The following is a 26,646-nucleotide window of genomic DNA, read 5'->3' on the forward strand; positions in this document are numbered from 1 at the left end:
GATTTCTTTTTTCATACTACAATTTTTCATGACAAATTATTCTTCCTCTGAATCAGTTAGTACTTTTTCTTCTCCGAATTTTAATGAAACCAAAATTCCAACCAGTAGTGAAAGTGCAATAAATCCTAAAGAAGCCCATTCCGGAACGTGAATATAATCGTGCAGCAGCATTTTTAACCCAACAAAAGCTAAAATAGCGACCAGGCTATATTCCAGATAACTGAATTTGGCCAGCATATTGGCTAAAAAGAAATACATAGAACGCAATCCTAAAATGGCAAAAATATTAGAGCTGAATACTAAAAATGGGTCAGATGTAATGGCCAGAATAGCCGGAACGCTGTCAACAGCAAACAGAACATCCATAACTTCAATTACAATCAGGGCAACAAATAATGGGGTTGCGGCTTTCTTTGCAGTTTTAGTAGCAATAAAAAATTTCTCGCCATCTGTTTCTGAAGTTATTGGCATTATTTTTCCCAGTGTCTTGTAAATGAAGGAATCTTTCGGCTGGAAATCTTCGTCCTCACCGGAGAAAAGCATTTTTATAGCGGTAAAAATCAGGAAAATTCCAAATACATAAGTAGTCCAGCTAAATTTATTGATTAACATTACACCAAAGAAAATCATCAGACCACGGAAAACAATTGCGCCCAGGATTCCCCAGAATAAAACCCGATGCTGGTATTTTTGCGGAATTTTGAATGATGCAAAAACAATAGCAATTACAAAAATATTATCAATGCTAAGCGATAGTTCAATCAGATAACCTGTAATGAATTTCATTGCAGCCACTGCAGGTTCAAGTTTGTCAGGATTTGCAATATATTCTGTACTGTAAAGCCAGTAAATCACTCCTGAGAAAAGAAAGGATAGCGTAACCCAAACCAACGTCCATTTGCTTGCCTCTTTGGTACTGATAATATGAGGTGTTTTATTGAAGACTCCTAAATCTAAGGCAAGAATAAAAACTACGGCCAGTAAAAAAATGATCCAGACTATCATAATTTGTTATTTTTTTAAGGGTTTACACAAAGATAAGTCTTGAAATTTAACTTAAGAAAGGAATTAGGTTAAACTTAACTTCGGGAATTTTAACTAAAAGCCTTCATTTAATGGAGATTGTTAAAGCTTTTTTGTTTGTCAGCTATTGTAAATGATTATATTTTGCTTTAGAAAAAAAAAGTGCCATCAATTACGATGGCACTTTTAGAATATAAATTAAGCTTTGAATTATAGCGCTGAGTTAACAGTTTTGATAATTCTTGCAGCAATTTTGTATGGATCTCCGTTTGAAGCTGGTCTTCTGTCTTCCAACCATCCTTTCCATCCTTTTTGAACAGTCATCAAAGGAATTCTGATAGAACATCCTCTGTCTGAAACTCCGTAAGAGAAATCGTGGATAGAAGCAGTTTCGTGCTTACCAGTTAAACGTTGCTCGTTGTAAGCTCCGTAAACAGCGATATGTTCAGCAGTTACAGGACGGAAAGCTTCACAGATTCTTTCGTAAGTTGCCTGATCTCCACATGTTCTTAACACATTATTAGAGAAGTTAGCATGCATACCTGAACCGTTCCAGTCTGTATCTCCTAGTGGTTTTGGGTGGTACTCAATATAGTAACCGTATTTCTCAGTCAAACGATCTAATAAGTAACGTGCAACCCAGATTTCATCACCTGCTTTTTTAGCACCTTTAGCGAATAATTGGAATTCCCATTGTCCACAAGCAACCTCCTGGTTAATACCTTCAAAGTTGATTCCGGCAGCTATACATAAATCAGCATGCTCTTCTACTAATTTTCTTCCGTGAGTGTTTTTTCCACCTACAGAACAGTAGTACATACCTTGTGGCGCTGGGTAACCTCCAACAGGGAAACCTAATGGCAATAAAGTTTTAGTATCCATAATGAAATATTCTTGTTCGAAACCAAACCAGAAATCATCATTATCATCATCAATAGTAGCTCTACCGTTAGAAGGGTGTGGTGTTCCGTCAGCAAACATAACTTCACACATTACTAACCATCCGTTGATACGAGTTGGGTCAGGATAAATTGCAACAGGAACTAATAAACAGTCAGAAGATCCACCTTCAGCTTGTCTTGTTGATGAACCATCAAATGACCAGTTTCCAAGTTCTTCTAATGTTCCTTTGAAATTTTCGTGCTCTTCAACTTTAGTTTTACTTCTAAGATTTTGAGTTGGTTCATATCCATCTAACCAAATGTACTCTAACTTAATTTTAGCCATAATAATATAAATTAATTTTTTTTGTTTTTTTCGCTGGGTCAAATATAGATTTATTTTTTAAGCCATAAAAATTAGGGGGTGCATTTTGTTTCGATAGATATAATTTTTTACATAAGCGCAATTTTGTATGGGGTATATTTAAAAAATAGCAATTTTTTAATGTTTTAAAAATAAATTCGTAATAAACATATGGGTTTTTTGAATTAATTTCTACTTCAATTATGAAAAATTGTTTGTTTCTTTAGTATTATTCGTATGTTTTGTTATATTTTTTTAAATCCATTTCGGAATTCTTTACAAAATGTGTCTTTTATTGCTAAAATGCTTTTCAAAAATCTAAAAGTTATAGTTAAAAAAGGCTTTTTTATTCTTTATATTTGTTCCTCTTTATTTTAATCAAAATTATTACGAATTTTAAAATTATATACATGTCAACATTACGTTTTCAGGCCTTGCAGGAAGCTTCATCAAGAAAGCCTGTACATTTTGAGGAAATTGACAGAAAGTCAACTATTTTCGGGGCAAATGTTTTTAATGAGAAGGCAATGAAGCAGTATTTGACTTCAGATGCATTTAAAGGGGTAAGGGATGCCATTCAGCACGGAACTAAAATAGACCGAAAGCTGGCCGATTATATCGCCATGGGAATGAAAGAATGGGCTTTGGCAAAAGGTGTTACACATTATACACATTGGTTTCAGCCATTAACCGGAACGACAGCAGAAAAACACGATGCTTTTTTTGAAACTTCATATGACGGCAGTGATCCTGTAGAGAAATTTGGAGGAGCACAATTGGTACAGCAGGAACCGGATGCATCAAGTTTCCCGAATGGCGGAATCAGAAATACATTTGAAGCACGAGGATATACGGCATGGGACCCAACTTCTCCAGCTTTTATTTACGGAACGACTTTGTGTATTCCAACTGTATTTATTGCCTATACAGGTGAAGCTTTAGATAATAAAATTCCGTTACTAAGAGCTTTATCAGCTATTGATGAGGCTGCTACAGAAGTCTGCAGATATTTTGATAAAAATGTAAAAAAGGTAACGGCTACTTTAGGCTGGGAGCAGGAGTATTTTTTGATTGATAAAGCTCTGGCAAATTCACGTCCTGATTTAATGATGACGGGAAGAACTTTATTAGGGCATACTTCTGCAAAAGGACAACAATTAGATGACCATTATTTCGGTTCTATTCCAACCCGTGCTTTAACGTATATGAGAGACTTAGAGCAGGAGTGTATGTTGTTGGGAATTCCGGTAAAAACGCGTCATAACGAAGTAGCGCCGAATCAGTTTGAGCTGGCACCAATTTTTGAAGAAACCAATCTGGCTGTAGATCATAACTCTTTATTGATGGATGTAATGCAAAAAGTAGCGGAGCGTCATGACTTTAAAGTTTTATTTCATGAAAAACCTTTTAAAGGTGTAAACGGTTCAGGTAAACATAATAACTGGTCACTGGCGACTGATACCGGAGTTAACTTATTGAGTCCGAGTAAAACGCCAATGAGCAATTTACAGTTTTTGACGTTCTTTATTAATACTATAAAAGCAGTTAACGATTATGAGACTTTGTTGAGAGCATCTATCGCTACAGCAAGTAACGATCACAGATTAGGGGCAAACGAAGCACCGCCGGCTATTATTTCAGTATTTATTGGAGAGCAGTTAACGAAAGTTCTAACGGAACTGGAAAGTGTAACTACAGGAAAATTATCTCCTGAAGAAAAAACCGACTTAAAACTGAACGTTGTGGGTAAAATTCCGGATGTTCTCTTGGATAATACAGACAGAAACAGAACATCTCCTTTTGCTTTTACAGGAAATAAATTCGAATTCAGGGCAGTTGGTTCAAATTCAAATTGTTCGAATGCAATGACAACCTTGAATGCTATTGTAGCGAAACAATTAAAAGATTTTAAAATCGAAGTTGATGCTCTAATTGATACTAAAGGTTTGAAAAAAGACGAGGCTATTTTCAATGTTTTAAGAGAATATATCAAGCTGTCTAAAAAAATACTTTTTGAGGGGGACGGTTATAGCGATGCATGGGAAAAGGAAGCAGCTAAAAGAGGTTTAAGCAATTTTAAAACTACTCCGGAAGCAATTAAAGCTAAAGTTTCTAAGCAAGCTTTGGATTTATTTGCAGAATTAGGAATTTTAAATCACGTTGAAGCTGAAGCACGTTATGAAATCGAATTAGAAGAATACACTAAAAAAATTCAAATTGAAGGCAGGGTTTTAGGTGATATTGCCAGAAATCATGTGATTCCAACCGCAATTCGTTATCAAAATACCCTGATTGAAAACGTAAAAGGATTAAAAGAAATTTTTGGAAAAGAATTCGAAACTATTGCCAAAGAACAAATCATTCTGATTAAAGAAATATCAGGTCATATAGAAGGTATCAATTCAAAGGTTGAGGCGATGACGAATGAAAGAAAAACAGCAAATAATTTAACAGATGCCCAAAAAATGGCTGAAGCCTATTGCAATAAAGTAAAGCCTTATTTTGAAGATATCCGTAATCATTGTGATAAACTTGAATTATTGGTTGATGATGAAACGTGGACTTTAACTAAATACAGAGAATTACTGCTTACAAAATAGAAGATGTTTTTATAATATTCTAAATGCCTTTCCAGGTTTCTGGAGAGGCATTTTTTTATTTTGAATTTTGAGAGGTAACAATTGTAGGAGGAATTTGATATAAGTGTGTATATACAATTTTATTAACCTCAAAATATTTTTATTATGAAAACAATTGTACATCTAATTACGGGATTGTTCATTTTAATATCCGGGTCTGTTTTTGCACAAAAATATAAGGATACATTAATAACAGTCAGAAATGTTAAACTGGAATATGAATATGATCTAAGCTGGACCAAAGAAGTTAAAGCCAGAAATATTGAAGAATTTATTAAAAATCAATCTGAACCTTCGATCAAATCTTCTACACAGATTCAGTCTATTTTGCAAAATATAAAATTGTCTAAAGAGCCTTGTATTAATTCGGGATTTGAAAGCGGTTATAGCGGCTGGACGGGCTTGAGCCTGAAACACGGAATTACAACACTTCCAATTGAAAATGGCCTGACACTGAATCCGGGCGTTTCTGCATTGCCTCTTACGGGTACTGCATACGGGCAGAATTTCACTTCAATTGAAACAGCAGGTACAGATGCCCTTTTATTGGCTTCGTCCCCTTCTTTTTCAATGTCTAAGACAGCACCTGGTTCTTCCGGTACACAATCTATTCGTTTAGGAAATGATCAGGCAGGTTATGGGTCAGAAGGGATTGCCAAGCGTTTTGTGGTAACAGCAGCAAATGCAAAATATTATTTTCAATACGCTATGGTAATGGACAGAAGTCACTCAAATGCAGATGGGACTGTAAATGGTACTGAAGTCTTTTTTATTGCAGAAGCAGTTGATATGACCGGGGTAACTGTTGATAAAATGGTAGATATTGCCGCCCCGTCTAATCCTTTTATCAGTGCGACTAATTCTCCTTCTGCACGACCCCAGTATTATAGAGACTGGCGTTGTGCATATTTGGACCTGTCCAGCCATATTGGAAGAGAAGTGGTGGTCATGTTTATTAACGCTGATTGTTCTAAGAGTGCTCATAATGGATATACCTATATTGATGATACGTGTACCACCTGCAGAAGTACTGAAGGAGATATTAAATTAGATTTAAAAGGACACGATTGTATAAATCCGAAACAAACTTTTAATGGCACATTTACTGTTCCTGCTGCGGCAACCAATGTTCAGATTAGTTTTGAGATTTATCAAAACGGAACATTACTGAATACCATAGCTGCCAACACGGTTTTAGGCTCCAATTATACAGTTGATGTAGCGGCAACTGATTTCCCAAACCAGACACCGGGAACCTGTTATGATGTAGTAGCAAAACTCACTTTTAATTTAGTTGACTTAAACGGAAATGTACAAACAGTTGTCCAGTATTCTGCTAACCCTGTTTTAGGGGTTCAATATGGACAAAATTCAGGTTTTGATAATGATATCTGTTTTTGTATCAATAATTTAGGAGCCTATTGCTGTGATTCAGAAAATTTGGTTGTGAATGGTAATTTTGAAGCCGGAAATACAGGTTTCTCCAGTACTTACACTCTGGACGCAACTACTTATCCGGGACAATATAATGTAACGAATACTGCAGCAGCTTTTGGGGCAATAGTAACCGATCATTCGTTTTGTGCCGATCCTGTAACCTATGCTTCAAATGATAATTATTTGACAGTGAACGGAAAAACACAGCAAACGGGTTCTTCTGTAATTTGGGAACAAACCATAACAGGATTAAGAAGAGGAGAAAAATATCGTTTTTGTGCTAATTTCAAAAATATGAAACAATGTACTTTTGATATTTTTCCAAAAGTTAAAATAGAAGCGGGATCCACCAGTTCAGCCTTATTTACAATAAATGTGGCAACAACGAATGCTTGTGACTGGCAGAATGCAGATGTAGTTTTCACAGCAACAGGCACCAGTGAAACCGTTCGGATTTATCTTGATGAAACGGGTAATGGGGATGGAAATGACTTAGCGATTGATGATATTTATGTAGGGACTTTAGGCAATCCGGGGCTTGCAATCACAGTGCAGCACAATGGAACCAATAATGCGATTATTGCATCGGTTAATGGTATTACAACGTCAGACGACAGTATAAAAGGTAATTGCAGAAAGTACCATTGGTATATAGCCGAGGTGACTTCATATCCTTCTATCGTGATTAACTGGAGCACTTTTGCCCACGGAAACAATGCCGGAAGTAATCTGCCTCCTTTTGCAGGAACTTCATCGCCAACAACATGGGATCTGACTACGACTTTCCCTGGTTATACTTTTGCAAATAATAAATTGTATATCATTGGAATGTACACGCCGGAATGTGACTGTTATGACAGTGGTTTTACCTACCAATTGACCTTTAATACCACGTCTAAATCAGCTAATACTGCCGGTATTACTGAAGAGCAGAAAGCAGAAATTATTGATGCTATCCTAAATGGTTTAAAACCGGGAAAAACGGATGATACCTCAACAATTGATGATCCGGATGCAGAAATCAAAGATAATGTTCAGCTTTATCCTAATCCTGTCGCGAATGAATTGACTGTTTCTGCTTTGAATGAAGCAATTTCTGAGGTCATTATTTCAGATTCAACAGGAAAAGTAGTTAAAAAGCAATCTTTTGCATCTCAGAGCAGTATTGAAAAAATCAATGTGTCAGGTTTACCTCAGGGACTTTATTTTGTCAAAGTAAGAAGTGATAAAAATACCTATGTGTCAAAACTGATTAAGGATTAGAACGTTTAAGTTTTTATGCAAAAAGGGCTGTCTGAATAATTTTAGGCAGCTCTTTTTTGTAAGATATAAAATCATTATTTATAGTGATTCCTTTGGTTTGGGTAAAAATTAAATTTGCTTTCAGCTATAAAATAATGACTGAACCTTTAAGTCGGTTTGATTTATTATAAACTAATATAAGCCCTCTCCTAATTTTTACTTCATGAAAAATATTTTACTCACTTTTTTCCTTTGTTTTGGTCTTTCAAATTATGCGCAGTATACAAGTATTCCGGATCTTAATTTTGAAAAGAAACTTATTTCTTTAGGAATCGACAGCGGAAATCCTGATTCAAGGGTTTTAACTTCATCCATAACCGAAGTAACGTCTTTGTCAGTTGATAACAGTAATATTTCGGATTTAACCGGAATCCAGGGTTTTATTGCCCTTAAAGAGCTATATTGTTATTTTAATTCATTGCAAAACCTGGATCTTTCGAAAAATATTAATCTTACAACCTTGCAATGTTACAGCAACACTTTAACCAGTCTGAATGTTTCCAAAAATATAAGTTTAAGCTATTTAGATTGTTCCAGAAATAATTTAACTACACTAAATACAGCCGCAAATAATGAACTGAAAAAACTGCAATGTGTTTCTAATAAACTTACAAGCCTTTCATTGCCTCTCAACGGAGAATTGGAAGAATTGCTGTGTCATGGAAATTTATTGAGCGTTTTGGATGTATCAAAATCTGCAAAGCTTAAAATTTTATCCTGCTACAATAATAATTTATCCAGTTTAGATATTTCAGCGAATATTTTATTAAACAGGTTAGATTGTTCTAAAAATCAGTTAACTGCTTTAAATATTTCCAATAATCATCAGTTAAATTATTTAGTAACAGCTACAAATAAACTGAAAAACCTTGATGTTACGGGTTGCGAAGTATTAACTTATCTGGCCTGCGCAACGAATGAATTATCGGGTTTGGATATTTCGCATAATTTATTGCTGAAAAATTTGTCCTGTTCTTCTAATCAGCTCACTTCGCTTGATATTTCTAAAAATGGCAAACTGGAATCGTTGCTTTGCAATTTTAATAAATTAACTTCCTTAGATTTTAGAAAGAATAGTTCCTTAATGTATGTAATGCTGACCAACAATCAGGTTACAGCTTTGGATGTTTCAATGCTATCGGGACTGAATAGATTAGAATGCAGTGATAATCTATTGACCACCTTGGATCTTTCTCAAAATAAGGAGGTAGAGTTTTTAAAATGTGAGAATAATAAACTGACCAGTCTTAATTTAAAGAATACCAACAATGCAAAAATTGCATATTCCTATTCTAATTATCCTAATTTCAGGAACAATCCGGATTTGACCTGTATTTTAGTAGACAATCAAAATTATTCGAATACCAACTGGGGTTCTAAAAAAGATACATCTATGGGATATTCAGAAAGCTGTACGCTTGGAACAGTTGACTTACCTTTTGAAAAAACGGTTGTTTATCCAAATCCTTCTCACGGATTATTGAATATAAGAAATGCTGTTTTTGATAAAATTTCAGTTTACGATATGTTGGGGCAATTGCAAAAAACAGTTGTCATTTTAACTAATAATGAAGAACATGTAATCGATTTTTCCCAATTATCAAAAGGAACTTATTTTATTGTTCTGGAAAAAGATAACAAAGCAGCAACAAGAAAAATCATCATCAATTAGCATTGGTAAAGAAGTTAGACATATCAGTCAGGTCAATAAATTTAAAAAGAAAATTTAAGGATATCCACCATGCAGAAATTGCAGGAGTGAGTGCCTCAGGTGTTGATTATGCTGTGCTTTTAAACGTTTGGAAAACAGAAGAATATAAATCATTATCTCAGCAGATTATTGTTTTTAATAAATTAGAAATCAATAAGATATGTAAATTTTCAAAAAATTTGAAATGGAATTGTATCTATAACCTTGATAATGGCTTTTATCTGCTTGGAAGTAAATATTCGGGCTTGTATTCTTGTGCGGTATTAGCCTTATTTAAAGAGAACATCCTTATATATTCCAAACTATTAGATAAAGGATATTCGACAGAAATACATAGTATACAAAAAGACGAAGGCGATTCTTTTTTAATCAGCGGAAGCTGGTATCAATGTGTGCCATGCGGAAGTCATGATGATTATGTTCCGGTGCAATGGCAAAGTAAAATAATCATTGAAAGTTCGGGTTTGAGTGATGAGGATATAGATCAGTCCAATCCTAAAAAGATTGCGTTTCATATTCCGGATTCAGATTCAGAAAATTATTTCGTTACCGAGGATTATGGTATTTCTAAATATAATAACTATAACGAATTAATCTGGAATCAGGGTTTGGGACATTTTGGATCCGAAAATCTACAGCCCATCCATAAAATGGCTCCGTTTTTTAAAGCCCAAAATGGTAAAACTATTCAGGATGGTGTATGGTTTTCAGGATCAGACCAAACGAATTCAGGTACGGGTTTTTCAGAACCTTTGTTTGGAAGAGTAACTGCAGGCGGAACCATTTTGTCTTTTAAAAAGATTCTCCTGAATTTCTCTCAAATTTATAAAATTCACACACTCATTCCGGGTATTGATAACAACTGCCTGTTGATTGGAGAAACTCTGCTGGTGGGGAAGGGCACCGGCATTTTTATACTTTTTAATCACTTTTCGGAAGGAATCTGGCACCAAAGCATAAAGTATCTCAATTTTGATAAAGACGGTTTCGAATTAATGATTCAGGATACCCCGGAATTCCATAACCGCTACCTGCAAATCAAAGAAATTTTTCCTCAAAGTGAAAGACTTGAAGATTTAGAGGAAATCATCATTCTTGGAAACGCAGATTACTTTCGGGATCGAAATAACGGTTATATATGGTCTGTCAGAATAAACAATCCTTTTTAACATCCATTTCAAATGAACAATGTCATTTTACTCTTTTTGCTTTTTGGAAATATCATTATGAACGCTCAAATTAAAAATATGGAATACGAATACGATCAGGAAAAACTGAATAGCGTAGGAAAACGCGAGGGTGAATTAATTCATACTTCTTATAATGAAACAGTAGAATATAAGCATTTGTACAAAGAAGGAAATTTAATAGAAGCAACAAATTACCGCTATTTTGTAGATGGCAAAAAAGAATTGGCTGGAAAATATAAAGAAGGAAAACCTTTTGAGGGCTATTTTGTTTATAAAAATGAATTGGAAATTCCACAGATTGATTATTATGAAAATGGAACCTTAAAATTTCAGTTTACCTGTTCTCTTCTTGATTTAATAAATAACGAGGGACAGGAATTTAATATAAAATTTACCAAAACAATATATCAGGATGATAAGCCGCAAAACGGATTGCTTCACCGGGAAGAATTCCGTTTAGATGATGCGCATCTTTTGGCTTCGGAATATTATAAAGATGGAAAGATTACAAATGTAGATTTCTGGATCATGGCGATGCATTATGCCGAATTGATTAAACTTAAGTTTTTACCAAACGGTTATACTATTTATAAAGAAAGTATGCCAAATGTAGCGGATGAGGCAATAGACAATAAGTTTAGAAGTATCACAGTTGAATTTCAGGATTCTAAAAATGGAAATGTGTTTTATGAAGTCGAAAATAAACTCATCACAAAATATAGTTTCAGTTATGCTGATATTTCTCAGCCAATAAAGCCCCTGCCGGGTTTTATATCCTATTTTTTCTTCAATGATAACACTGTTTTGAGGTCTCAGAATCATAATTTGGAAACGAATAAAGAGCTGTATAATGAAGCTTACGGCCCTAATTCAAATTTAATCTCCAGAGTTTTTTTAATGATGAACAATCAGCCCATTCCATATTTTTCGAATCAGGACAGCAATGATTATTCACTTGTATTGGACCTGGATAAGCGCATCACTACCAATGCACTTCTATATCTGGATGAAAAAGGAAATCCGTTGAGAGGATTTTTGATCGAAAAAGAAAAACAAGAGCAATATAAATATACCCAATACGAAGATTCTAAAATGATTTGCCAAAAAGTCTTATTGAGTTTAGAAACTTTGAAAGAATTAATTTTAAAAGCACAACAGCAATAACATGAAAGATTTTGAAAAAATAATTACGCAGCAAATAGCGGAGTTTGCAAAAAATCATCCCAATGGATATAAATTGATAGTAGATAAAATAAGATCGTATTCTTATCGTGACTACACCGATGATTACTATTCTTTTGCATCCTATATCAGTCGGCTGATCGGGCATTACATCAATCAGGCCATCGGGGAATACAAAATTTCAGGAAGTAAAAAACTCCGGAATGAAATTATTGAAATAGCAGATTATGATGTTGACAGACGCTATGATGTTATGATCGCGCTGGATAATGAAGAAGCTTTTCAAAAAGTTTTAAACTATGGAACAGATTTTTTAAAGGGTGGAGATTTTTTGTTTTTTCAGCAGTTATATGTAAACAGCCAATCTCTTTTTGCATTGGTAGAAGCATATTATAATCCAAAGTTTAAAAATGCTGTTCTTTCCTTTTTTAAAACTGCTTTTGAATATGCTAAAACGTATGCAAAAGAAAAAATTGAATACGGACAAAAAGCAAATAAGGATCCAGATGCTGACACATTGTTAGAATTAGTTCAGGCAATTTCTTCATTTAAGCAAGCAGACAGAGAGCAGTTTGCTGATTTGGTTTTTGAAATTTACACTTTTAGTAGTAAACAGAAAAGAAGTTACGAAATGAAACAGGCTTCAGGTTTTATGGCAATGCAGCTAACATATTTTCAAACTGCATTTGATATCAGTGTCATAAATGATTTTATTATAAAGACCGGAGAGCATTATCAGGAAAATACATTTGTTAAACAAACTTTATATGCAAAATGGTTTTTCGAAAAAAATACAGCCGAAGCATTCAGTTATTTCCAAACGAACAGTAATCCAATGTTCGCTGTTTTTGTTTTAACAGATTTAGGTTTTAAACAGGCACTTCCATCATTTATTGAAAGACAAAAGGAGGAAAGGCATCCTGTGATGTGGGAGATTTATAAGGAAGCGATCCAAAGACTGGAGTCAGATTATATTCCTGTAAACCTTGAAGACAGAATAATTTGGCTCAACGGACACCTGACTCCGACACAGCGGGCACTTGGTGCTGAAAATGATAATGTTTTTGTAAAACGAGCCATGCAAAAACAGGCTGTTGAGGAAACTGTATATGAAACGGATGATGATAATTTATAAAAGATTATGGAAAGAATTAACTGCTGATAGATTTATCAAAAGAAAAATTTGATTTTTCAGAACTCACAGATCTTAATAAAATAACAGCAATCAGATTTTGGAAGGACACTGATTCTTAGAAGCTATTGAAGAGAAATAATGAAGTATAATTTGGCTAGAGAAGGTAAAAGAATCATAATTTTTATGATGAAAGCCGTTTTGGTTTTAAACACAGTTATTTGTTTGGCTCAGCCTTCTAAAAAATATACCATGGAGAATTTAAAAACAAAAAAGAAAGCAGAACTTCTTGAGATAGCTTTAGAAATTCTAAAAGAAAAACAGCCTTCAATAGTAATTGATTCTGATGATTTTGAAAGTTCAGCCTGGCAAAACAGTAAAGAAATAATAGTAAAATTTAGAAGATATATCCGGTTTATTCCATTAAATGCTGAACCATATCAATATTATGATATAACAGTAAATCTCATTAGCAGACAAGTTTTGCCATTTGATTCAGGATACAGCTATATTTTTTACATTCCTACGGAAACAGATAAAATGCAGCTGGATTTTATTAAAAAGAAGGCAGATTTTCCAAAACATTCAAATTCAGAAATTACCATCACTGAAAATGAAGACCATTACTGGGTAAGCAACAGCAGTAAAACTTCTTTCAGTAAGTTCTTTATAAATAAAAAAACAGGTTTTAAATCAGGTTTGATTGAAGGTACATATTCTGTTGCTCAGGTAAAACCTGTACTTGAATCTATTTATTATCGTGAAGAAAAGATAATTTTTTTTGAAGGAGATGAAACTTCAAAAAAAGAAATTATTGATATGGCTGTTGCCTTACTAAATAAAAGGCAGTCCTTATTAAAATTGGATTTTAATGATTATGAAACTGTAGTTTCGGCGGATACTAAAAACACATTGGTTGAATTTAAAAGAATTATACGATATATGCCATTTGGAACTGATCCTGAAAAACGTTTTTCATATGACATAACGGTGAATTTAAGTACTAATGAAATTTCGCCTTTTGATGACTTTTTTAAATCTGAATTTTATATCGAAACCAAAAATGACAAAAAGGCAATTGCTTTTGTAAAGAAAAATTTTGGAGTATTTTCGACTAGTTTTGAAAACACCATTTACGAGAGAAAAGAAGATTATTTTATTGATATCAGGAATCCATATTCTTTTGGTAAATACGCAGTGAATAAAACTACAGGATTAGTAAAGACTGAAATCCAGGCTTCTTATGAACCAATGCAAAAACCTAAATTTGAAAATCCGGAACATTATTCTGAAATCAAATAATTGAAAAAAATGAAAAAAAATTACAGTGCTTATAAAAAGACAGAGGAAGTATATTTTAGTCCGGAATTTGCTTTCCCTATAGCGGTGATTGTGATGGCTTCTCTTATTAGCTATGGATTGTTATACTTTTTTGGTATTGTCGTTACCGTTCTTTTTAATGTAATTATTTCATTTATTGGAAATTTTTATTTCTATTATTTTGGTAAATCATCCACAGCTATAACCTTAGATTTTTTAATTCGGGTTGCTCTTACTACAGGTTTCTTTTTATTTATTGATTATGGAGTTTATGCGATGGTTATTTATCAAAAAACAGACGTTTTTAATAAATTGTACTTTTATTTATGGCTTTCAATTGTTTTAGGCAGCCCCCTTTTATATTATATTTTTCAGTATAGCCGCTATTATATTAAGGAAACTTCAATGGCAGTAACCTATATAAAAGTATATCTAACGGTGCATCACGACAGGGAATTGCTTACCGTTATTGATACGATACAGTTTGTGAACACTGCAAATCGTACCATGTCGGATATCAAATTAGAAAAGCCTAACTGTTTTTATTCTGAAGCAGAACTTAAGAAAATGAATGAAAACAGCGTTCGGAACTATCTGGAAAAAGATGTTTTTGGTGGTTTAATACATCTGCCTTTTGATGCAGACGTACTTTTTATGTCCTGGTATTCTGTTATTGAAGATAAGTATTATGATATCGAATTGCCTTTTCCTTTTGAAAAACTTGTTATCGAACAGGAAAAATATCCCACAAATGTTTCGGAAGTTTTGAGAGGCAAAAAATCAAAACCGCTTAATCTTCACATTCATGCTAATGGCGGGATCCGCATTTTTAATGCTGATGAGGTTGTAATTGATCTAGCGGAAAGCATTCCGACTGCCATTTCAAAGGAGGAACGAAATAAAAAAATAGAATTCCATCGCGATTCACATGATTATTATCGTGACTCAAAAGCTTTTTCAGATTTAGTAGAAAAAATCAGAACTTCAGGAGGAGTCCAGGAACGTTTTCTAATAAAAAACAAACAGATGCTGTGGAGTATGACTGTTTCAGGGCTTAAAGGAAATAATTATCCGGATGTAAGAGACGTGTCATTTAGTAAATATAAAACTGAATTTGCAGAACTGGAAACAATAAAATTAAGGTTTCTGCCAAAAGAACTCGGAATTGTTTACAGAGGGAATTATTTATATGACTGGCTGGCATTATACATCAATACTCAGGAACTTTATCGTTTGATATTAGAGCTCACTGCCGGAAATGAAGAAATTCCTGTTTTGTTTGAACTTGTTTTTGAAGACTTGTCAGAAACAGGTTTGAAATTCACAATTAGAGTTGGAGACAAATTTATACTCTTTACTAATTGGAAAATTTATATTAAAAAAGACCGTAAACAAGATATGACAGATCATTTGCTTGATATTGATGAAGATCAGCAAAAAAGAGCGTTATATAGTGAAGCCTGGGATTTAGTCTGGAGCAAACAATATGATCGGGCACAGGAAAAATGCGACACAATTAAAGCAATTGATCCGAGATATGGTTTTGCTTATTTTTTGGAAGTAAGGTTGTTATGGTATAAAGAAGGATTTGAAGCCTGCTATGCCAAAAAAGATTTTTTTATTGCCAAAACCCAGCATGAACCGGCAGCTTTGGCACATATGTACAATAATTACGGCTGTTTATATGATCAGGAATCTAAGTATGATGATTCATTGGAATATTTTGAAAAAGCAATTCTCAGCAATCCAAAAGACGGAATGTATGTCTGCAATCTTGCCGAAATCTATTGTAAGCTAAACAATCCTAAAAAAGCATTTGAAGCAGCAGAAAAATCTAAAGAATTAGGGCATCAGTCTGCAACATTAAATGCTATTTTACAAAGTAAAGGACTACGTTATTCATAGAAAATCACTACAAATAGTGATGTTTGAGAAATTCAATAACAATACATTTGGCTTATTATGAATATCTCCTATGAAAAGATATAAATTATATAAAGAAGTAAAACCAGTCCATTGTAATTTTGAAGAATTGCTTGCCAATATTGTTTTGCCATTGGTAATAGCATCTTACATTTCTTATCCTGTCTTATATTTTTTAGGTACGGAAAGCGCAATAATTTTTAATGCTTTTGTTGCCTTAACCGCAAATTACTTTCATAAAGGTGTAAAAAAATATCTCCCGGCTTTTAATAATAATGATTCAGTATTTTTAAGCTCCGGCGTTTTCTGGTTTTGTTCGTTTATAATCATATTTATTGTTTTATTAATAGCTGATTTCGGATTCTATTTACTGATTTTATATCAAAAAAAGAATGAATTCAACATTTTTCATTTTTATAGCTGGCTAATGATTTTGTTTGGTGTCCCGCTGCTGTATTATATCTTAAAATTTGGGCAATATTATTTTGCAAAAAAATATCAGGATCTTGAATTTATAAATATCCTTCTGGCTGTTAATCATGATTTGGATTTTTTTTTAGCTGTAGATAATATTCAGTTTGTCAATACATTAAACAGAAAATCTTCTGATATAAAAATTACGAATAACATAAGGTCATATTCTCAAAAAGAATTTATGGCAATGAAAGCAAAATCCAGACATTATTATGCTAATAAAGAAGGATACAGAGAAATGGTTCAGATTCCTTTTCATGCAAATACTGTTCTATTATCATGGTTTTCCTATGTTGAGAATAAATATTATGCAGTAGAAATTCCTTTTCCTTTTGAAAAATTTATTGAGGAACAAAAAAAATGTTCGATAGATAAATTTAAAGTATTTAGGGGCAGGGAAACCAAACCTTTATACCTGCATCTTTATTTAAATGGAGGAGTCAAATTTTTTTATAAAGATGTAATACTTATCGACAGTCCTGAAAATAAACACAGTCCAATTAATGAAGAATATAAAAAAATCAAATTTGGAATAAAGCGTATACTATAAATGTTCATTTCGATGATCTGAAAAATAAACACTAAATAAATTCAAAATATGGACAATACAGCAGCAATAAGAATTTCAGAAAGAGAACAGGCCATAAAAAAATGGCTAAAAGAATTAATTGAAGAGAAAGGGGCAAAACTTCCTGTGATGCCGGAAACTGTTTATGACGCATTAGAAAACATTAACGTTTCGAATGCAATTAAAGAGTTTGCTCCCGACATTACAGATTTACAAAATTTTATAAATGAGAATAATGCTCAGGCATTGGTATATGAATGGTTTTATGACGGAGGAGAAGTAAATAATATTCATGCATATGAAGGATATGCCTATAGAGAGTGCATTTTTGATGGCAAACCGGGCAATACAGATCTGCTTTCAATAGATGGTCATGATGGTTTTGAAATGGAGCCGGAATTAAATGAGCAAATCAACGATAGCTTCGGAGGGTTTTGTCTGGATCCGGTAATGAATGTCTGGTACGAAAAATTAGCTGTAGAATTTTCAGGTAAATTCAATGAATATTACGATCTGAATTCAAAAGCAGATATTGAAGTGGACTTAGACACGGTAACAAGTGCGTATGATGAACTATTTCATCTGAAATTAATAACACTCATCAGACAAGCTCATCAAAAAGCTCTTGAGGCAAATCCGATTAAAATAGATACAGGAAAATCATTTCATCTTTTCATTAAGCGTCATGAAAGATGGCCGATGCATGTACTTAGTTTAAATGTGTAAATGTTTAATTTTTTAAAATGGAATCTACACAAAACCAATTTGGCCATAGCTTATAAACCAATTAAAAGTCGATCCTGAAACAGTTGTTCAAAAGATGTGCTTTTTATGTAAAAACATAATTAGCACGAACCAAAAAAATGAGTATAAAAAAACAAATATAGTAAGCAATACTAATGAATGAGACTCAACAACTATTTAATGAAACATTAAAAATGGCGCAAAAGCAGCTAACACTTCAATACTATGACACTAAAACAAAACACATATATAACTTAATCAACTATGCAAATTTTCCTGAGTTAAGGTCAGGAATAATTTCCTTTATTGAGAATAGTTTTGACACATTGAGAAAAGAAGCATACAATTTCAAAACTGAACAAGACAAAATATGGAACGATGGATACGAAAGTTCGGTAATGGTGAACAGTGTTGCATTTGGAGCATTGGTAAGAACAGCCGGAATGCTCGGTGAAAAAAGACTTGCGCCATTATTATATAAAGAATTTTTAGGTCTAGAAGAGGAATTTTATGAGCTTAATCTTGAAAGAGGAACATTATCCATTGCGCTTAGTATACTTAGTTATGAAGGAGATATAAAAGAAATTCAGGATATTTTAGATGATGCGGTATCGAATCAATATGATATTAATGAACGGGAGCATATTATGAAAATGTTTTATGCTTTTTGCATTCTTAAAAAGGATAAAACAAGAGCACTTGATTATTTGAGCAATTACAAACGAACCGAAAATCTGTCTTTTGTTGCTGCCGCGCTTGCAGATCTGGATGTAAAAAATGCACTCCCCATTTTAAGAGACAGGCTCAATCAGCTGGATTGTCCAATTACGAAAGAAGTTTTTCTTGAAGCTATTTACAGACTTGAAGTACAAACAGAAATTCCGGATACACAAAATCGCATGATATGGATGTTTGGAAAACGGAATGATACCGAACTAGCTCTTGGAAACGACACGGACAATATTTTTACTTTGAGGGCAATAGAGAAAACAGGTGATTCAGAATTAGGAATATTTTATGAATGATTATATAATTGGATACAAGACTAAAATGATTGAATTATTAAATTGGTATATATTAATTCCATTTTTATTGTTAGGATTGTTTTTTATAGTAACAAACAAAAAAATAGCAAAATACAAATACTTATTTCGTAATACGATCTTAAGCAGTTCCAAAAAATATGAACTAGCTCCTGTTCTTCGTGGACGGATCTATTATCCTCGTTATTTTTATATTCCGTCCTTAAAACAATACTTGGTTTATTCGGATGTTGATGAAACCGGAGATTTTAGAGAATATCAAAATGAAAATAAGTCCGATGGAAAAGCATATGCCTTACTGGATGAAACAGGAAACAATCTTACTGTTCTGCAAACGTCTTTGTCATTTTCTAACAGAAGTGGCTGTTTTTACGGGCCTGCTTCATATATTCCTTTATTAGAAACGGGGAGAACAAAAGAGCTTCCTTACGATCAGATATATAACGCAGCCTTAGATCTTGGACGCAGGGATTTTGAAAAACTTTTTATACAACTATACACTTCATCAGAATACATAGAATATATTAATCTTCGGCTTCTGGGGGATCAGATTCACGAAGCAGGCGTGATTTTCAAAAAAGGCGGAAAGGTTGAAATTCTGCTGTCAGGAGTCAGGGACAGTCGGATGATCCGCCGTTTTTACGAAGATAGGACGGTCAATGATTTTGATGATTACTATCTGCCGGATATTTCAAATAAAGAGACTTTTCCGCCATCTGAGCCGGAAATCGAAATGATCAGATTAGAAACCACTAATACCAATCCGTTTGTACATTGGAGAACAGGTTTCAATCGTGAATTTACTATTGTGAACTATAGAAAAGAGTTTTCTGAAGGATTACAGGGCGTTGCAAGATATGGCTGTATTCCAATTTATACACTGGGAGAGTCAGTGGGTACGGCTTATGTCCGATTTAGGGCAAGAGGAGAAACCTTCAGGATTAAAATCTTAGAAGTACCAAAAATAAGTTTTGTTCCGGCTTATAATTTAGGGCTTCGAACTTTTCAATTGCCAAAAAATATCAGAACCCAAAATTCCCTCGTATTTATGGAATCAGCTCAAAATGGTGGCAGTAACCGTTTGGGCGGAGGTGTTTTTGTAGTACGAAATTCTACAAATACTGATTCTTTCGCAGATCTTCCTCAGGGCATGACAGAGAAGTATTTTAATACATTGCCCCTCAATGTACAAAATGCTTTATTAAATGAGAAGAACGGAGAAAAATTACTTGAGAATATAAAAAAATACCCTGATCAAAAAAATAAATAAAATGTATATTATAAAAATTACAGAGGAAACACAGTCATGGCTTGTAGCAATCTGCCTTTATGAAGAACAATATTTAGCGTATATGGAGAGTTTGTCTGACGAAGTATACGCAAAAGCCTCTTTTTTTGAAATTGAAATGGAGACATTTCCTTTTGTCGTAATCGAAAATACAGACATCAGTCATCAATTAGATTCTTATTTTGGAATTTCTACTTTAGAAGCGCTACAGGATTGTATTGAAACGCTCCGCGATGAAAAAAATCCGGGTCAAAAAGAACCTTATTTTAAGTACTATTATATCGATGAGGATTATTTTCAGGTCAATCCCGATCAAAATTATATGCTTTTTCTGAGACATACCGAAGTAACAAATGATTTTCTGGAAAAGCCATATGTAATTTCTGTTTTTCATGAAGAAATAGATAAATATGTCACCAATTATGACGTCAACGGACTGGATAAATTATTTGAACAAACCAAAAGCACCCATTCTTCCAAATTAGAAAAAGAAGACCTGGCAATAAACGGATACGATAGTTTATTCTGGAAAATGTATTATGATTATAACAGCGACAAGCTAACTGAAAAAGGCATTCAGTGTTTGCTGCCAATGGTAGAAAAGATGGAAATTTTACATGACGAAAAAAGATGGAAAAACCGCAGCTATGCCTTGCATATAGTATTTGAAACCGCATGTATGAATAAATCAGAAACGGTATTTCCTTTATTCAGGGAAACTCTGGAAGCCTATGATAATTATTTGATTTCTCATCCGGAAGATAAACTCGAAATCCATCGTCTTGCATATCTGATTTATAGAATGATGATAGAAAGAGAACCCGAAAATGCTTTATTGTATTGGGAAAATTCGATTGTAGAAATTAAAAAAGCAATAGTTTTTAATCCGGAAAAAGCATCATGGGTATCGTTTTTGGAATTATTGTATTATCCTTTTGAAAAAGATGACATAAGCAGAATGCAAACCGAGGAATTAAACAGGTTCAATATCGAAATTAAGAAACTGGAAAAAGAAAGAGGAAGCGTTCTTGCTTATAAAATAGCTCTTGGTTATCAGGACATGAAAGAATTTATGCAATGGAAAAAAATTGAAAACGTTTTTCCGGAAAACGCTGCTTTTCAGTGGGCAGAAAAGGCTTTAGCATATATGCCGGAAGAAATTTCCCGTACAGGTTTATATGAATGTGCAGAGTTTTTCAGCAAAACCGGAACTAACATGAGTCGGGTTGACTTTTTAGAAAAGGCAATTTCTTTATATGAACAAGCATTAAAAACGGATGAAAATAATTTTCTGGAAATATTTTACATTGTTACTATTCTTAGGGAAATTGCCGGAATTTATCTGCAAAATAATCAGCAGTCACTGGCTGATGATGCTATTATACAGGCAAGATTAATGTTTGAAAATAATATTGAAAAAGTAAAATCTAATCCATCCTTAAACCTCAGGTATGCAGAATATTTAGAATTTTGTTACACTTATTCAGGTAATATAAACAAACCATCCCTGAGCGAACTCAAAAGTGTTGCTGAAGAGATAGAGGTTCAGTCTGAAGGTTTTTACAGTTATCCTTATGGAATGTTAACATGTATTGCATTATTGGAAGGTAATGAAGCAGAAGCAATCTTGCAGGCTACAAAAAGTCTGATTTTACATGAACTATGTGCTAAAGCTACTTTTCTGGATCTTTTTAAACAATTTAAAGATTCACAATACAATCAGCTGAAAGCATTTTTAGATGAAACTATTTTATTTATAGAAGAGGTGGAAGAAAATTATTACTATAATCCTGAATTAAGTTGGGAAAAACTAAATAAAATGTCAAATGAAGCGTTAACAGTTTATTGGGAAAAACGCAAGGAAGAAATTAGGAACAGACCACCATTTGATACGGAATAAACATGTACAATAAATTATACGCCAAAATACAGGAAGAATTTGATCATATTGCTGATACGTTTATAGAAAAAGAGATCGATGTACTAGCAGATGAAAATCTGATTACGATTCAGTCAAAATATAATTTGTTTGATATTCAGCCTTATTTTGCAGAGCTTACCAATGAAGTTTTAGCTCCTGATGCAAAACTGACAATTGAATCAGAAGAAGATTTTGATCCGGAAACGGACGATCTTTACGAATACAAAATCAATTTTGAAAACAGGAAAGCTTATCTTAAAAGAGAACATTATGGCGACGGGGTTTTTTATAGTACCCTTTATGTATACACAGAAGAGTATCACAAAAGTTTTTCGGTATATCAAAATAAAGAAACTGTAAAAGCAACCAATCTGAGTTATCTCTATTTAAAAAACGGAATGCCTCATCAGTTTATAGAGTGTACAGAGTATGGTATTTCGCTTAAAACTTATACCCTGGAAAACGAAATCATCAAAAAATATAAACTCGAATGGCCTGAACACAATCATCATTGCATCGGTGAATTGACTTTTGATACTCACCAAAATTTAGTAATGATTACAGAAACAGCTTCAGACGGAAGGGTTCGTATTTTGTTTGATACCACAGTTTCGACTAAAAATATTGAAGAAGTTTTAGAAAAATTAGAAGCATTTTTGGTAGAGAATATAGCAGACCAGATTCTTGAAAAAATAAAGATAGAAGAACCTGTTTATTGTATATTGTTTGAATATACTATGCAGGGGCCTTTTCCGCCAACAATTGCTTTTGGTGTAACTTCAGAAATAAAGGGCAATTTTGAGGATAATGAGTTGTATAAACTTTACAATGCACCCGATATGCAGTATTTCTCTGAGAATGATGAACCTAATCCGATTGATATTGATTTTTATCCAGTTGATATTCAGTCCAATTATCTGATTACAACTTCGTACGGAGAAAATATTCCGTGGCAGAATGAAGAAGCATGCGAATTATGGGAAAAACAGGTTTTTGATACTTATTTAAGAGTTTGCAAGCGATTGATGCATTTCGATTTTTCAAAATCATTTACCAAATCAGAAAACTTTTTGGTAATGGCACGTGATTTTGAAAAATGTAACGAAGAAGCTTTTTATAAAAAAATGAAGCTCTATATTTCAAACAATAAGTGATTAATGGTAGGTATCCCAGCATTGGATAGGTTTTATATAGCCAATATTACAGGTTTAGAAGATTGTATTGATTTTGAACATTCACAAATAGATGCGGATATAGTAGAGGATACAACTCCGGTTATTTATGCAATAGAAAACCTGGTGCTTAAAAAATGTTTTTATGATAAACCTATTTTTCGATTAAAACATTTTACCAGATTGATTTTAGTTAATCAGGATTTAAAAGAAAAATTAATACAGTCTGATATTAAAGGCATAAAACTTATTTCTCCGGAAAGATGGGATGGAGTGAATGGTGAAAAATAAGGTTTTCATTAATTTAATTAGAATGACAATTGATATTGATGACTGATTATTTTAACCAATACTCCACATATTCTTTTGGCATAAGCCTGTCCGGTAATTCTGCATCAGGATCTAATCCTACTATTCCTCCGGATTGTTTAACTAATTCATGGAAGACTTCATAATATTCTTTAAGTGACTCATAATGTTCCGCACTTCCTTCTAATGATGAACGATACTGAGCAGCAAGATCTGACAGTTTCATATGTAATTTGTCTGCATCTGTTTTATCTTTCATAAAATTTAGTTTACTATTTACTTTGAGTTTATGATATTTATTCATTTTCTGTGATAAAGATAAAAATCTAAATTATTAGAATTAAATAATTTACTATCATAAAACCAAATTTCACTATAAGTAATGAGGGTAAAAAAATATGCCGGAATTATATTTGTCTGTTTACATCAACTGGATTAATATAAAATCTTCACAATGACAGACCAGCAATTTTTAGGGGTAAATACAGTTTCGGACAAAACGGAAATAAAAAATGCCTTAATCAATAAAATATCCGATTTAGATTTTGAAATAGACATTGAAAAAATTTTCAACTACATACATTGTTCGCAGAGACTTATTAAAAATACCGATAGTATAGCTACAGACGATGAAATTGTAATTACTGATGAATACCGTGAAATAATCAAAGATTTCAATGCTGAAGATTATGGTACTCCCGAAGGATTAATCAGATATTTTGAAATACTGTATGATAATCCGGCGACACGCTTTAATAAATTCTTATGGAAAGCGGTATTAGATTCTTTAAAAGCATTCAGGGGCAACGAACTTGAAAATTATTTACAACCCGCTGCTGATTTTCTAAACGCAAAACCTTTTCTGAAATCTGATGTATTGTTTTTAATCGACGATACTTTTCCTTTCGGATTTTTTTTTCCTAAAACAAAAAATGAAGAAAATAAGGAATTCTGGCAGCAATACGGATTTGTGCATCATTTGTTGAGCGCGGGAAATTTAGAACTTGACTTGCATGCCGATGTCATCAATACAGGCCAGTTTTCTGGGTCACAGCTGGATGATATTTATAAACGGTTAATGAATTCCTCTAATTATTATCGTAATAATTTACTGCCTCAGGCTTTCAATGCGCTTTCTGACGGTTTGCCCGCAGAGATAAAACCATTATTGATATGGCAGCGGGAGCTGAACATTTTATACAAAGCCGTTTTTGTAGAAAAAGTAGAAAATATTACAGATATTTTTCAAAATACGCTTCATAGTGCCTTAACGGCTTTTCCAGATGATGAACAATTGCTTTACATTCGGGCAAAATTTTTTTCTCATTTTTACGAGCCGGAACAGTTTAAAGAAAAAATAATTGAGACTTTAAAATTAATACCAAATCATGCTAAATGCTTGTTTCTGTTAGGGAAATGTTATCTGCAGTTAGAAAGTCCAAGAGCTGCACTTATTATATTTGAAAACCTCAAAAAGATTAATCCGCTAAATATGCAATATGTTACCTCCGCAGCGATTGCTAGCCGAAAATATATTGATTTCTGTATTAGCGAGCATGATCCGAAAGATAATCACAAGCAGTATTACGTGAACATTATCAGTACGCTCATCGAAAAAGAAATGTTTGATGAGGTTCGTGTTTTTGCAGATGAAGCTCCAAAACAAGATGGCGACATAAGAGCATTATTGCTTTATTCAAATGATGTAGAAACATTTTTAGTAACAGGCGAAAAAAATAAAGAAGAACTTATTGAAGCCTTGTCACTAACGAAAGACAAAGAAATAATTCGAAAAATAAAGGAACATTATCTCCATGATTTGCTCTATTTCTCAGAAATTCAGTCAGAAAAGGATTTTATTTTTGAGTATTACAGAGAGAATCCTAATGACTCGATGGCTAACTACCAGATGGGAATGTTTTATTTTGCCGATAATAATCATGAAAAAGCATATGATTTTTTATTAAAGGCTAAAGAAATAAATCCTGACAAAATAAGCAATTACTATAACCTGGCAAGGGTGACATCAATACTAGGAATACATTCTGAAGCGCTAGAATACGCCAACATTTATTTACTTTACAATAAATACAATGTAATCGTCAATGAAATATACTGTGATTGTACTTATTCACTGCAGCAGTACAGAAACGCCCATAACGGAGCAAAATGGCTGTTGAGTATTTGCCGCAACAATGAATTTGATCCTAAATATTTCTTTTATTTTACAACCAGTTTATCTTATTACATGGATAAAATCGAAACTGAGCATCATAATGCGGCTTATGTAAATGATATGCTCGAATTATACGACAAGTATCCAAAACCGGATAGCTTCTGGACAAACGATAATGGTTCCAGATCGATGTATTGGGCTGCCAATTTATGTTATAAAACTGGGAATTACGATAAAGGATTAGACTATCTCCAGTGTATTTTGGAAAATGTAAAAGAGTACAACTGGCCGCTTCTGGAAAAATGTAAATTTCAATTATTACCGGAATGTTTGCATGGATTGCAGCAATATGAAAAGCTTATTCATTTACTGGAAATGCCTACGCTTGAAGTGCTGCAAAAACAGCCTGATGATCCTTCTGTACGTTTGTCCTGTTTTTATATTTCTTATGCATATAGTGTGCAGGGTAATGATGAGAAAAAAATGCAATGGGCATTAAGTTGTATCAAATGTTATCTGCAAATGGATAATCCGCCTGTTGACTGGCTGGCGAATAATCTGCTTGTAAATTTTCAGGCCTGTCTCGAAAAAAATATGAAATCATACCTAGTGGCTTTTGGAACTATTTACCTTGATTTTATTAAAACCCCACAACCAGGGCATGTCTGGCTTACACATCATTTTGCTAATTTTTATTTAGAAGAAGGAAATCAGTATGAAGCTCTGAAGTACCATAAGATGTGTATTGAATTTGGATGGATGTTCCCGGATGAATGGAAAGAATTAATAGATAATTCTCAGGATTTTATAAACGCTTTCAACCTTTCAGAAAATTTAAAATAACACG

The 26,646-nt window shown here is 33.3% G+C and carries 19 protein-coding genes; 16 read left to right on the forward strand and 3 right to left on the reverse strand.

Translation table 11 applies throughout. The annotated features are described in order from the left end of the window. Positions 1 to 36 precede the first annotated feature (36 nt). Positions 37 to 1,005 (reverse strand): TerC family protein, encoded by a 969-nt coding sequence (locus GXM16_RS16260; RefSeq protein ID WP_163395551.1) that lies wholly within the window; start codon positions 1,003 to 1,005, stop codon positions 37 to 39. Between the two features lie 228 nt (positions 1,006 to 1,233). Next, positions 1,234 to 2,250, reverse strand: a complete 1,017-nt coding sequence (locus GXM16_RS16265; protein WP_163395552.1) for a glutamine synthetase beta-grasp domain-containing protein — start codon at positions 2,248 to 2,250, stop codon at positions 1,234 to 1,236. A gap of 428 nt (positions 2,251 to 2,678) precedes the next feature. Between GXM16_RS16265 and GXM16_RS16270 the strand changes: the two genes are divergently transcribed. The 15 genes from GXM16_RS16270 (at position 2,679) to GXM16_RS16340 (ending at position 23,605) form a co-directional block, all read left to right on the forward strand. Continuing rightward, positions 2,679 to 4,868 carry a glutamine synthetase III family protein gene (locus tag GXM16_RS16270; RefSeq protein WP_163395553.1) on the forward strand — a complete coding sequence of 730 codons (2,190 nt, stop codon included), beginning with the start codon at positions 2,679 to 2,681 and terminating at the stop codon, positions 4,866 to 4,868. Positions 4,869 to 5,012: 144 nt separating this feature from the next. Beyond that, positions 5,013 to 7,607 (forward strand): T9SS type A sorting domain-containing protein, encoded by a 2,595-nt coding sequence (locus tag GXM16_RS16275; RefSeq protein ID WP_163395554.1) that lies wholly within the window; start codon positions 5,013 to 5,015, stop codon positions 7,605 to 7,607. Positions 7,608 to 7,809: 202 nt separating this feature from the next. Continuing rightward, the gene (locus tag GXM16_RS16280; protein ID WP_163395555.1) at positions 7,810 to 9,318 is read left to right on the forward strand and encodes a T9SS type A sorting domain-containing protein; all 1,509 of its coding nucleotides are present in this window, start codon (positions 7,810 to 7,812) and stop codon (positions 9,316 to 9,318) included. 2 nt (positions 9,319 to 9,320) lie between these two features. Next, positions 9,321 to 10,526 carry a hypothetical protein gene (locus tag GXM16_RS16285; RefSeq protein WP_163395556.1) on the forward strand — a complete coding sequence of 402 codons (1,206 nt, stop codon included), beginning with the start codon at positions 9,321 to 9,323 and terminating at the stop codon, positions 10,524 to 10,526. Positions 10,527 to 10,538: 12 nt separating this feature from the next. Then, a complete protein-coding gene (locus tag GXM16_RS16290; RefSeq protein ID WP_163395557.1) occupies positions 10,539 to 11,711 on the forward strand; it encodes a hypothetical protein in 1,173 nt (390 codons plus the stop codon). A 1-nt stretch (position 11,712) separates the two neighbouring features. After that, complete coding sequence (locus GXM16_RS16295; RefSeq protein ID WP_163395558.1) at positions 11,713 to 12,864, forward strand: hypothetical protein; 1,152 nt, start codon at positions 11,713 to 11,715, stop codon at positions 12,862 to 12,864. A gap of 249 nt (positions 12,865 to 13,113) precedes the next feature. Next, on the forward strand, positions 13,114 to 14,163 hold the full coding sequence (locus tag GXM16_RS16300; RefSeq protein WP_163395559.1) for a hypothetical protein: 1,050 nt from the start codon (positions 13,114 to 13,116) through the stop codon (positions 14,161 to 14,163). A gap of 9 nt (positions 14,164 to 14,172) precedes the next feature. Continuing rightward, positions 14,173 to 16,086, forward strand: coding sequence for a tetratricopeptide repeat protein (locus GXM16_RS16305; RefSeq protein WP_163395560.1), 1,914 nt, complete (start codon positions 14,173 to 14,175; stop codon positions 16,084 to 16,086). A 70-nt stretch (positions 16,087 to 16,156) separates the two neighbouring features. Then, positions 16,157 to 17,128, forward strand: a complete 972-nt coding sequence (locus tag GXM16_RS16310; RefSeq protein WP_163395561.1) for a hypothetical protein — start codon at positions 16,157 to 16,159, stop codon at positions 17,126 to 17,128. A 48-nt stretch (positions 17,129 to 17,176) separates the two neighbouring features. Then, the gene (locus GXM16_RS16315; RefSeq protein WP_163395562.1) at positions 17,177 to 17,872 is read left to right on the forward strand and encodes a hypothetical protein; all 696 of its coding nucleotides are present in this window, start codon (positions 17,177 to 17,179) and stop codon (positions 17,870 to 17,872) included. Positions 17,873 to 18,084: 212 nt separating this feature from the next. Beyond that, entirely contained in the window at positions 18,085 to 18,915 is an 831-nt protein-coding gene (locus GXM16_RS22735; RefSeq protein ID WP_208797389.1) for a hypothetical protein, read from the forward strand. Beyond that, positions 18,908 to 20,203, forward strand: a complete 1,296-nt coding sequence (locus tag GXM16_RS16325; RefSeq protein WP_163395563.1) for a leucine-rich repeat domain-containing protein — start codon at positions 18,908 to 18,910, stop codon at positions 20,201 to 20,203. The genes GXM16_RS22735 and GXM16_RS16325 overlap by 8 nt, the downstream gene beginning before the upstream one ends. Before the next feature lies 1 nt (position 20,204). Further along, positions 20,205 to 22,121 carry a hypothetical protein gene (locus GXM16_RS16330; protein WP_163395564.1) on the forward strand — a complete coding sequence of 639 codons (1,917 nt, stop codon included), beginning with the start codon at positions 20,205 to 20,207 and terminating at the stop codon, positions 22,119 to 22,121. A 2-nt stretch (positions 22,122 to 22,123) separates the two neighbouring features. Next, positions 22,124 to 23,296, forward strand: a complete 1,173-nt coding sequence (locus GXM16_RS16335) for a hypothetical protein (RefSeq protein WP_163395565.1) — start codon at positions 22,124 to 22,126, stop codon at positions 23,294 to 23,296. 3 nt (positions 23,297 to 23,299) lie between these two features. Continuing rightward, entirely contained in the window at positions 23,300 to 23,605 is a 306-nt protein-coding gene (locus GXM16_RS16340) for an Imm43 family immunity protein (protein WP_163395566.1), read from the forward strand. A gap of 46 nt (positions 23,606 to 23,651) precedes the next feature. On the opposite strand, the gene GXM16_RS16345 is transcribed toward GXM16_RS16340, so the two are convergent. After that, positions 23,652 to 23,849: a hypothetical protein gene (locus tag GXM16_RS16345; RefSeq protein WP_163395567.1), complete on the reverse strand. Its 198-nt coding sequence runs from the start codon at positions 23,847 to 23,849 to the stop codon at positions 23,652 to 23,654. A 228-nt stretch (positions 23,850 to 24,077) separates the two neighbouring features. Between GXM16_RS16345 and GXM16_RS16350 the strand changes: the two genes are divergently transcribed. Further along, positions 24,078 to 26,642 carry a tetratricopeptide repeat protein gene (locus GXM16_RS16350; RefSeq protein ID WP_163395568.1) on the forward strand — a complete coding sequence of 855 codons (2,565 nt, stop codon included), beginning with the start codon at positions 24,078 to 24,080 and terminating at the stop codon, positions 26,640 to 26,642. Positions 26,643 to 26,646: the final 4 nt, after the last annotated feature.

Origin of the sequence: Flavobacterium limi (genome assembly GCF_010645075.1) — a bacterium.
Lineage (GTDB): Bacteria > Bacteroidota > Bacteroidia > Flavobacteriales > Flavobacteriaceae > Flavobacterium > Flavobacterium limi.

Bases quoted from the DNA above. Each gene is read 5' to 3' on its own strand.
- GXM16_RS16330 (WP_163395564.1), top strand. From the start codon at position 20,205: ATGTATATTATAAAAATTACAGAGGAAACACAGTCATGGCTTGTAGCA.
- GXM16_RS16295 (WP_163395558.1), top strand. From the start codon at position 11,713: ATGAAAGATTTTGAAAAAATAATTACGCAGCAAATAGCGGAGTTTGCA.
- GXM16_RS16270 (WP_163395553.1), top strand. From the start codon at position 2,679: ATGTCAACATTACGTTTTCAGGCCTTGCAGGAAGCTTCATCAAGAAAG.
- GXM16_RS16275 (WP_163395554.1), top strand. From the start codon at position 5,013: ATGAAAACAATTGTACATCTAATTACGGGATTGTTCATTTTAATATCC.
- GXM16_RS16290 (WP_163395557.1), top strand. From the start codon at position 10,539: ATGAACAATGTCATTTTACTCTTTTTGCTTTTTGGAAATATCATTATG.
- GXM16_RS16345 (WP_163395567.1), bottom strand. From the start codon at position 23,849: ATGAAACTGTCAGATCTTGCTGCTCAGTATCGTTCATCATTAGAAGGA.
- GXM16_RS16340 (WP_163395566.1), top strand. From the start codon at position 23,300: ATGGTAGGTATCCCAGCATTGGATAGGTTTTATATAGCCAATATTACA.
- GXM16_RS16350 (WP_163395568.1), top strand. From the start codon at position 24,078: ATGACAGACCAGCAATTTTTAGGGGTAAATACAGTTTCGGACAAAACG.
- GXM16_RS16305 (WP_163395560.1), top strand. From the start codon at position 14,173: ATGAAAAAAAATTACAGTGCTTATAAAAAGACAGAGGAAGTATATTTT.
- GXM16_RS16280 (WP_163395555.1), top strand. From the start codon at position 7,810: ATGAAAAATATTTTACTCACTTTTTTCCTTTGTTTTGGTCTTTCAAAT.
- GXM16_RS16315 (WP_163395562.1), top strand. From the start codon at position 17,177: ATGGACAATACAGCAGCAATAAGAATTTCAGAAAGAGAACAGGCCATA.
- GXM16_RS16260 (WP_163395551.1), bottom strand. From the start codon at position 1,005: ATGATAGTCTGGATCATTTTTTTACTGGCCGTAGTTTTTATTCTTGCC.
- GXM16_RS16265 (WP_163395552.1), bottom strand. From the start codon at position 2,250: ATGGCTAAAATTAAGTTAGAGTACATTTGGTTAGATGGATATGAACCA.
- GXM16_RS22735 (WP_208797389.1), top strand. From the start codon at position 18,085: ATGGCGCAAAAGCAGCTAACACTTCAATACTATGACACTAAAACAAAA.
- GXM16_RS16310 (WP_163395561.1), top strand. From the start codon at position 16,157: ATGAAAAGATATAAATTATATAAAGAAGTAAAACCAGTCCATTGTAAT.
- GXM16_RS16325 (WP_163395563.1), top strand. From the start codon at position 18,908: ATGAATGATTATATAATTGGATACAAGACTAAAATGATTGAATTATTA.
- GXM16_RS16335 (WP_163395565.1), top strand. From the start codon at position 22,124: ATGTACAATAAATTATACGCCAAAATACAGGAAGAATTTGATCATATT.
- GXM16_RS16300 (WP_163395559.1), top strand. From the start codon at position 13,114: ATGGAGAATTTAAAAACAAAAAAGAAAGCAGAACTTCTTGAGATAGCT.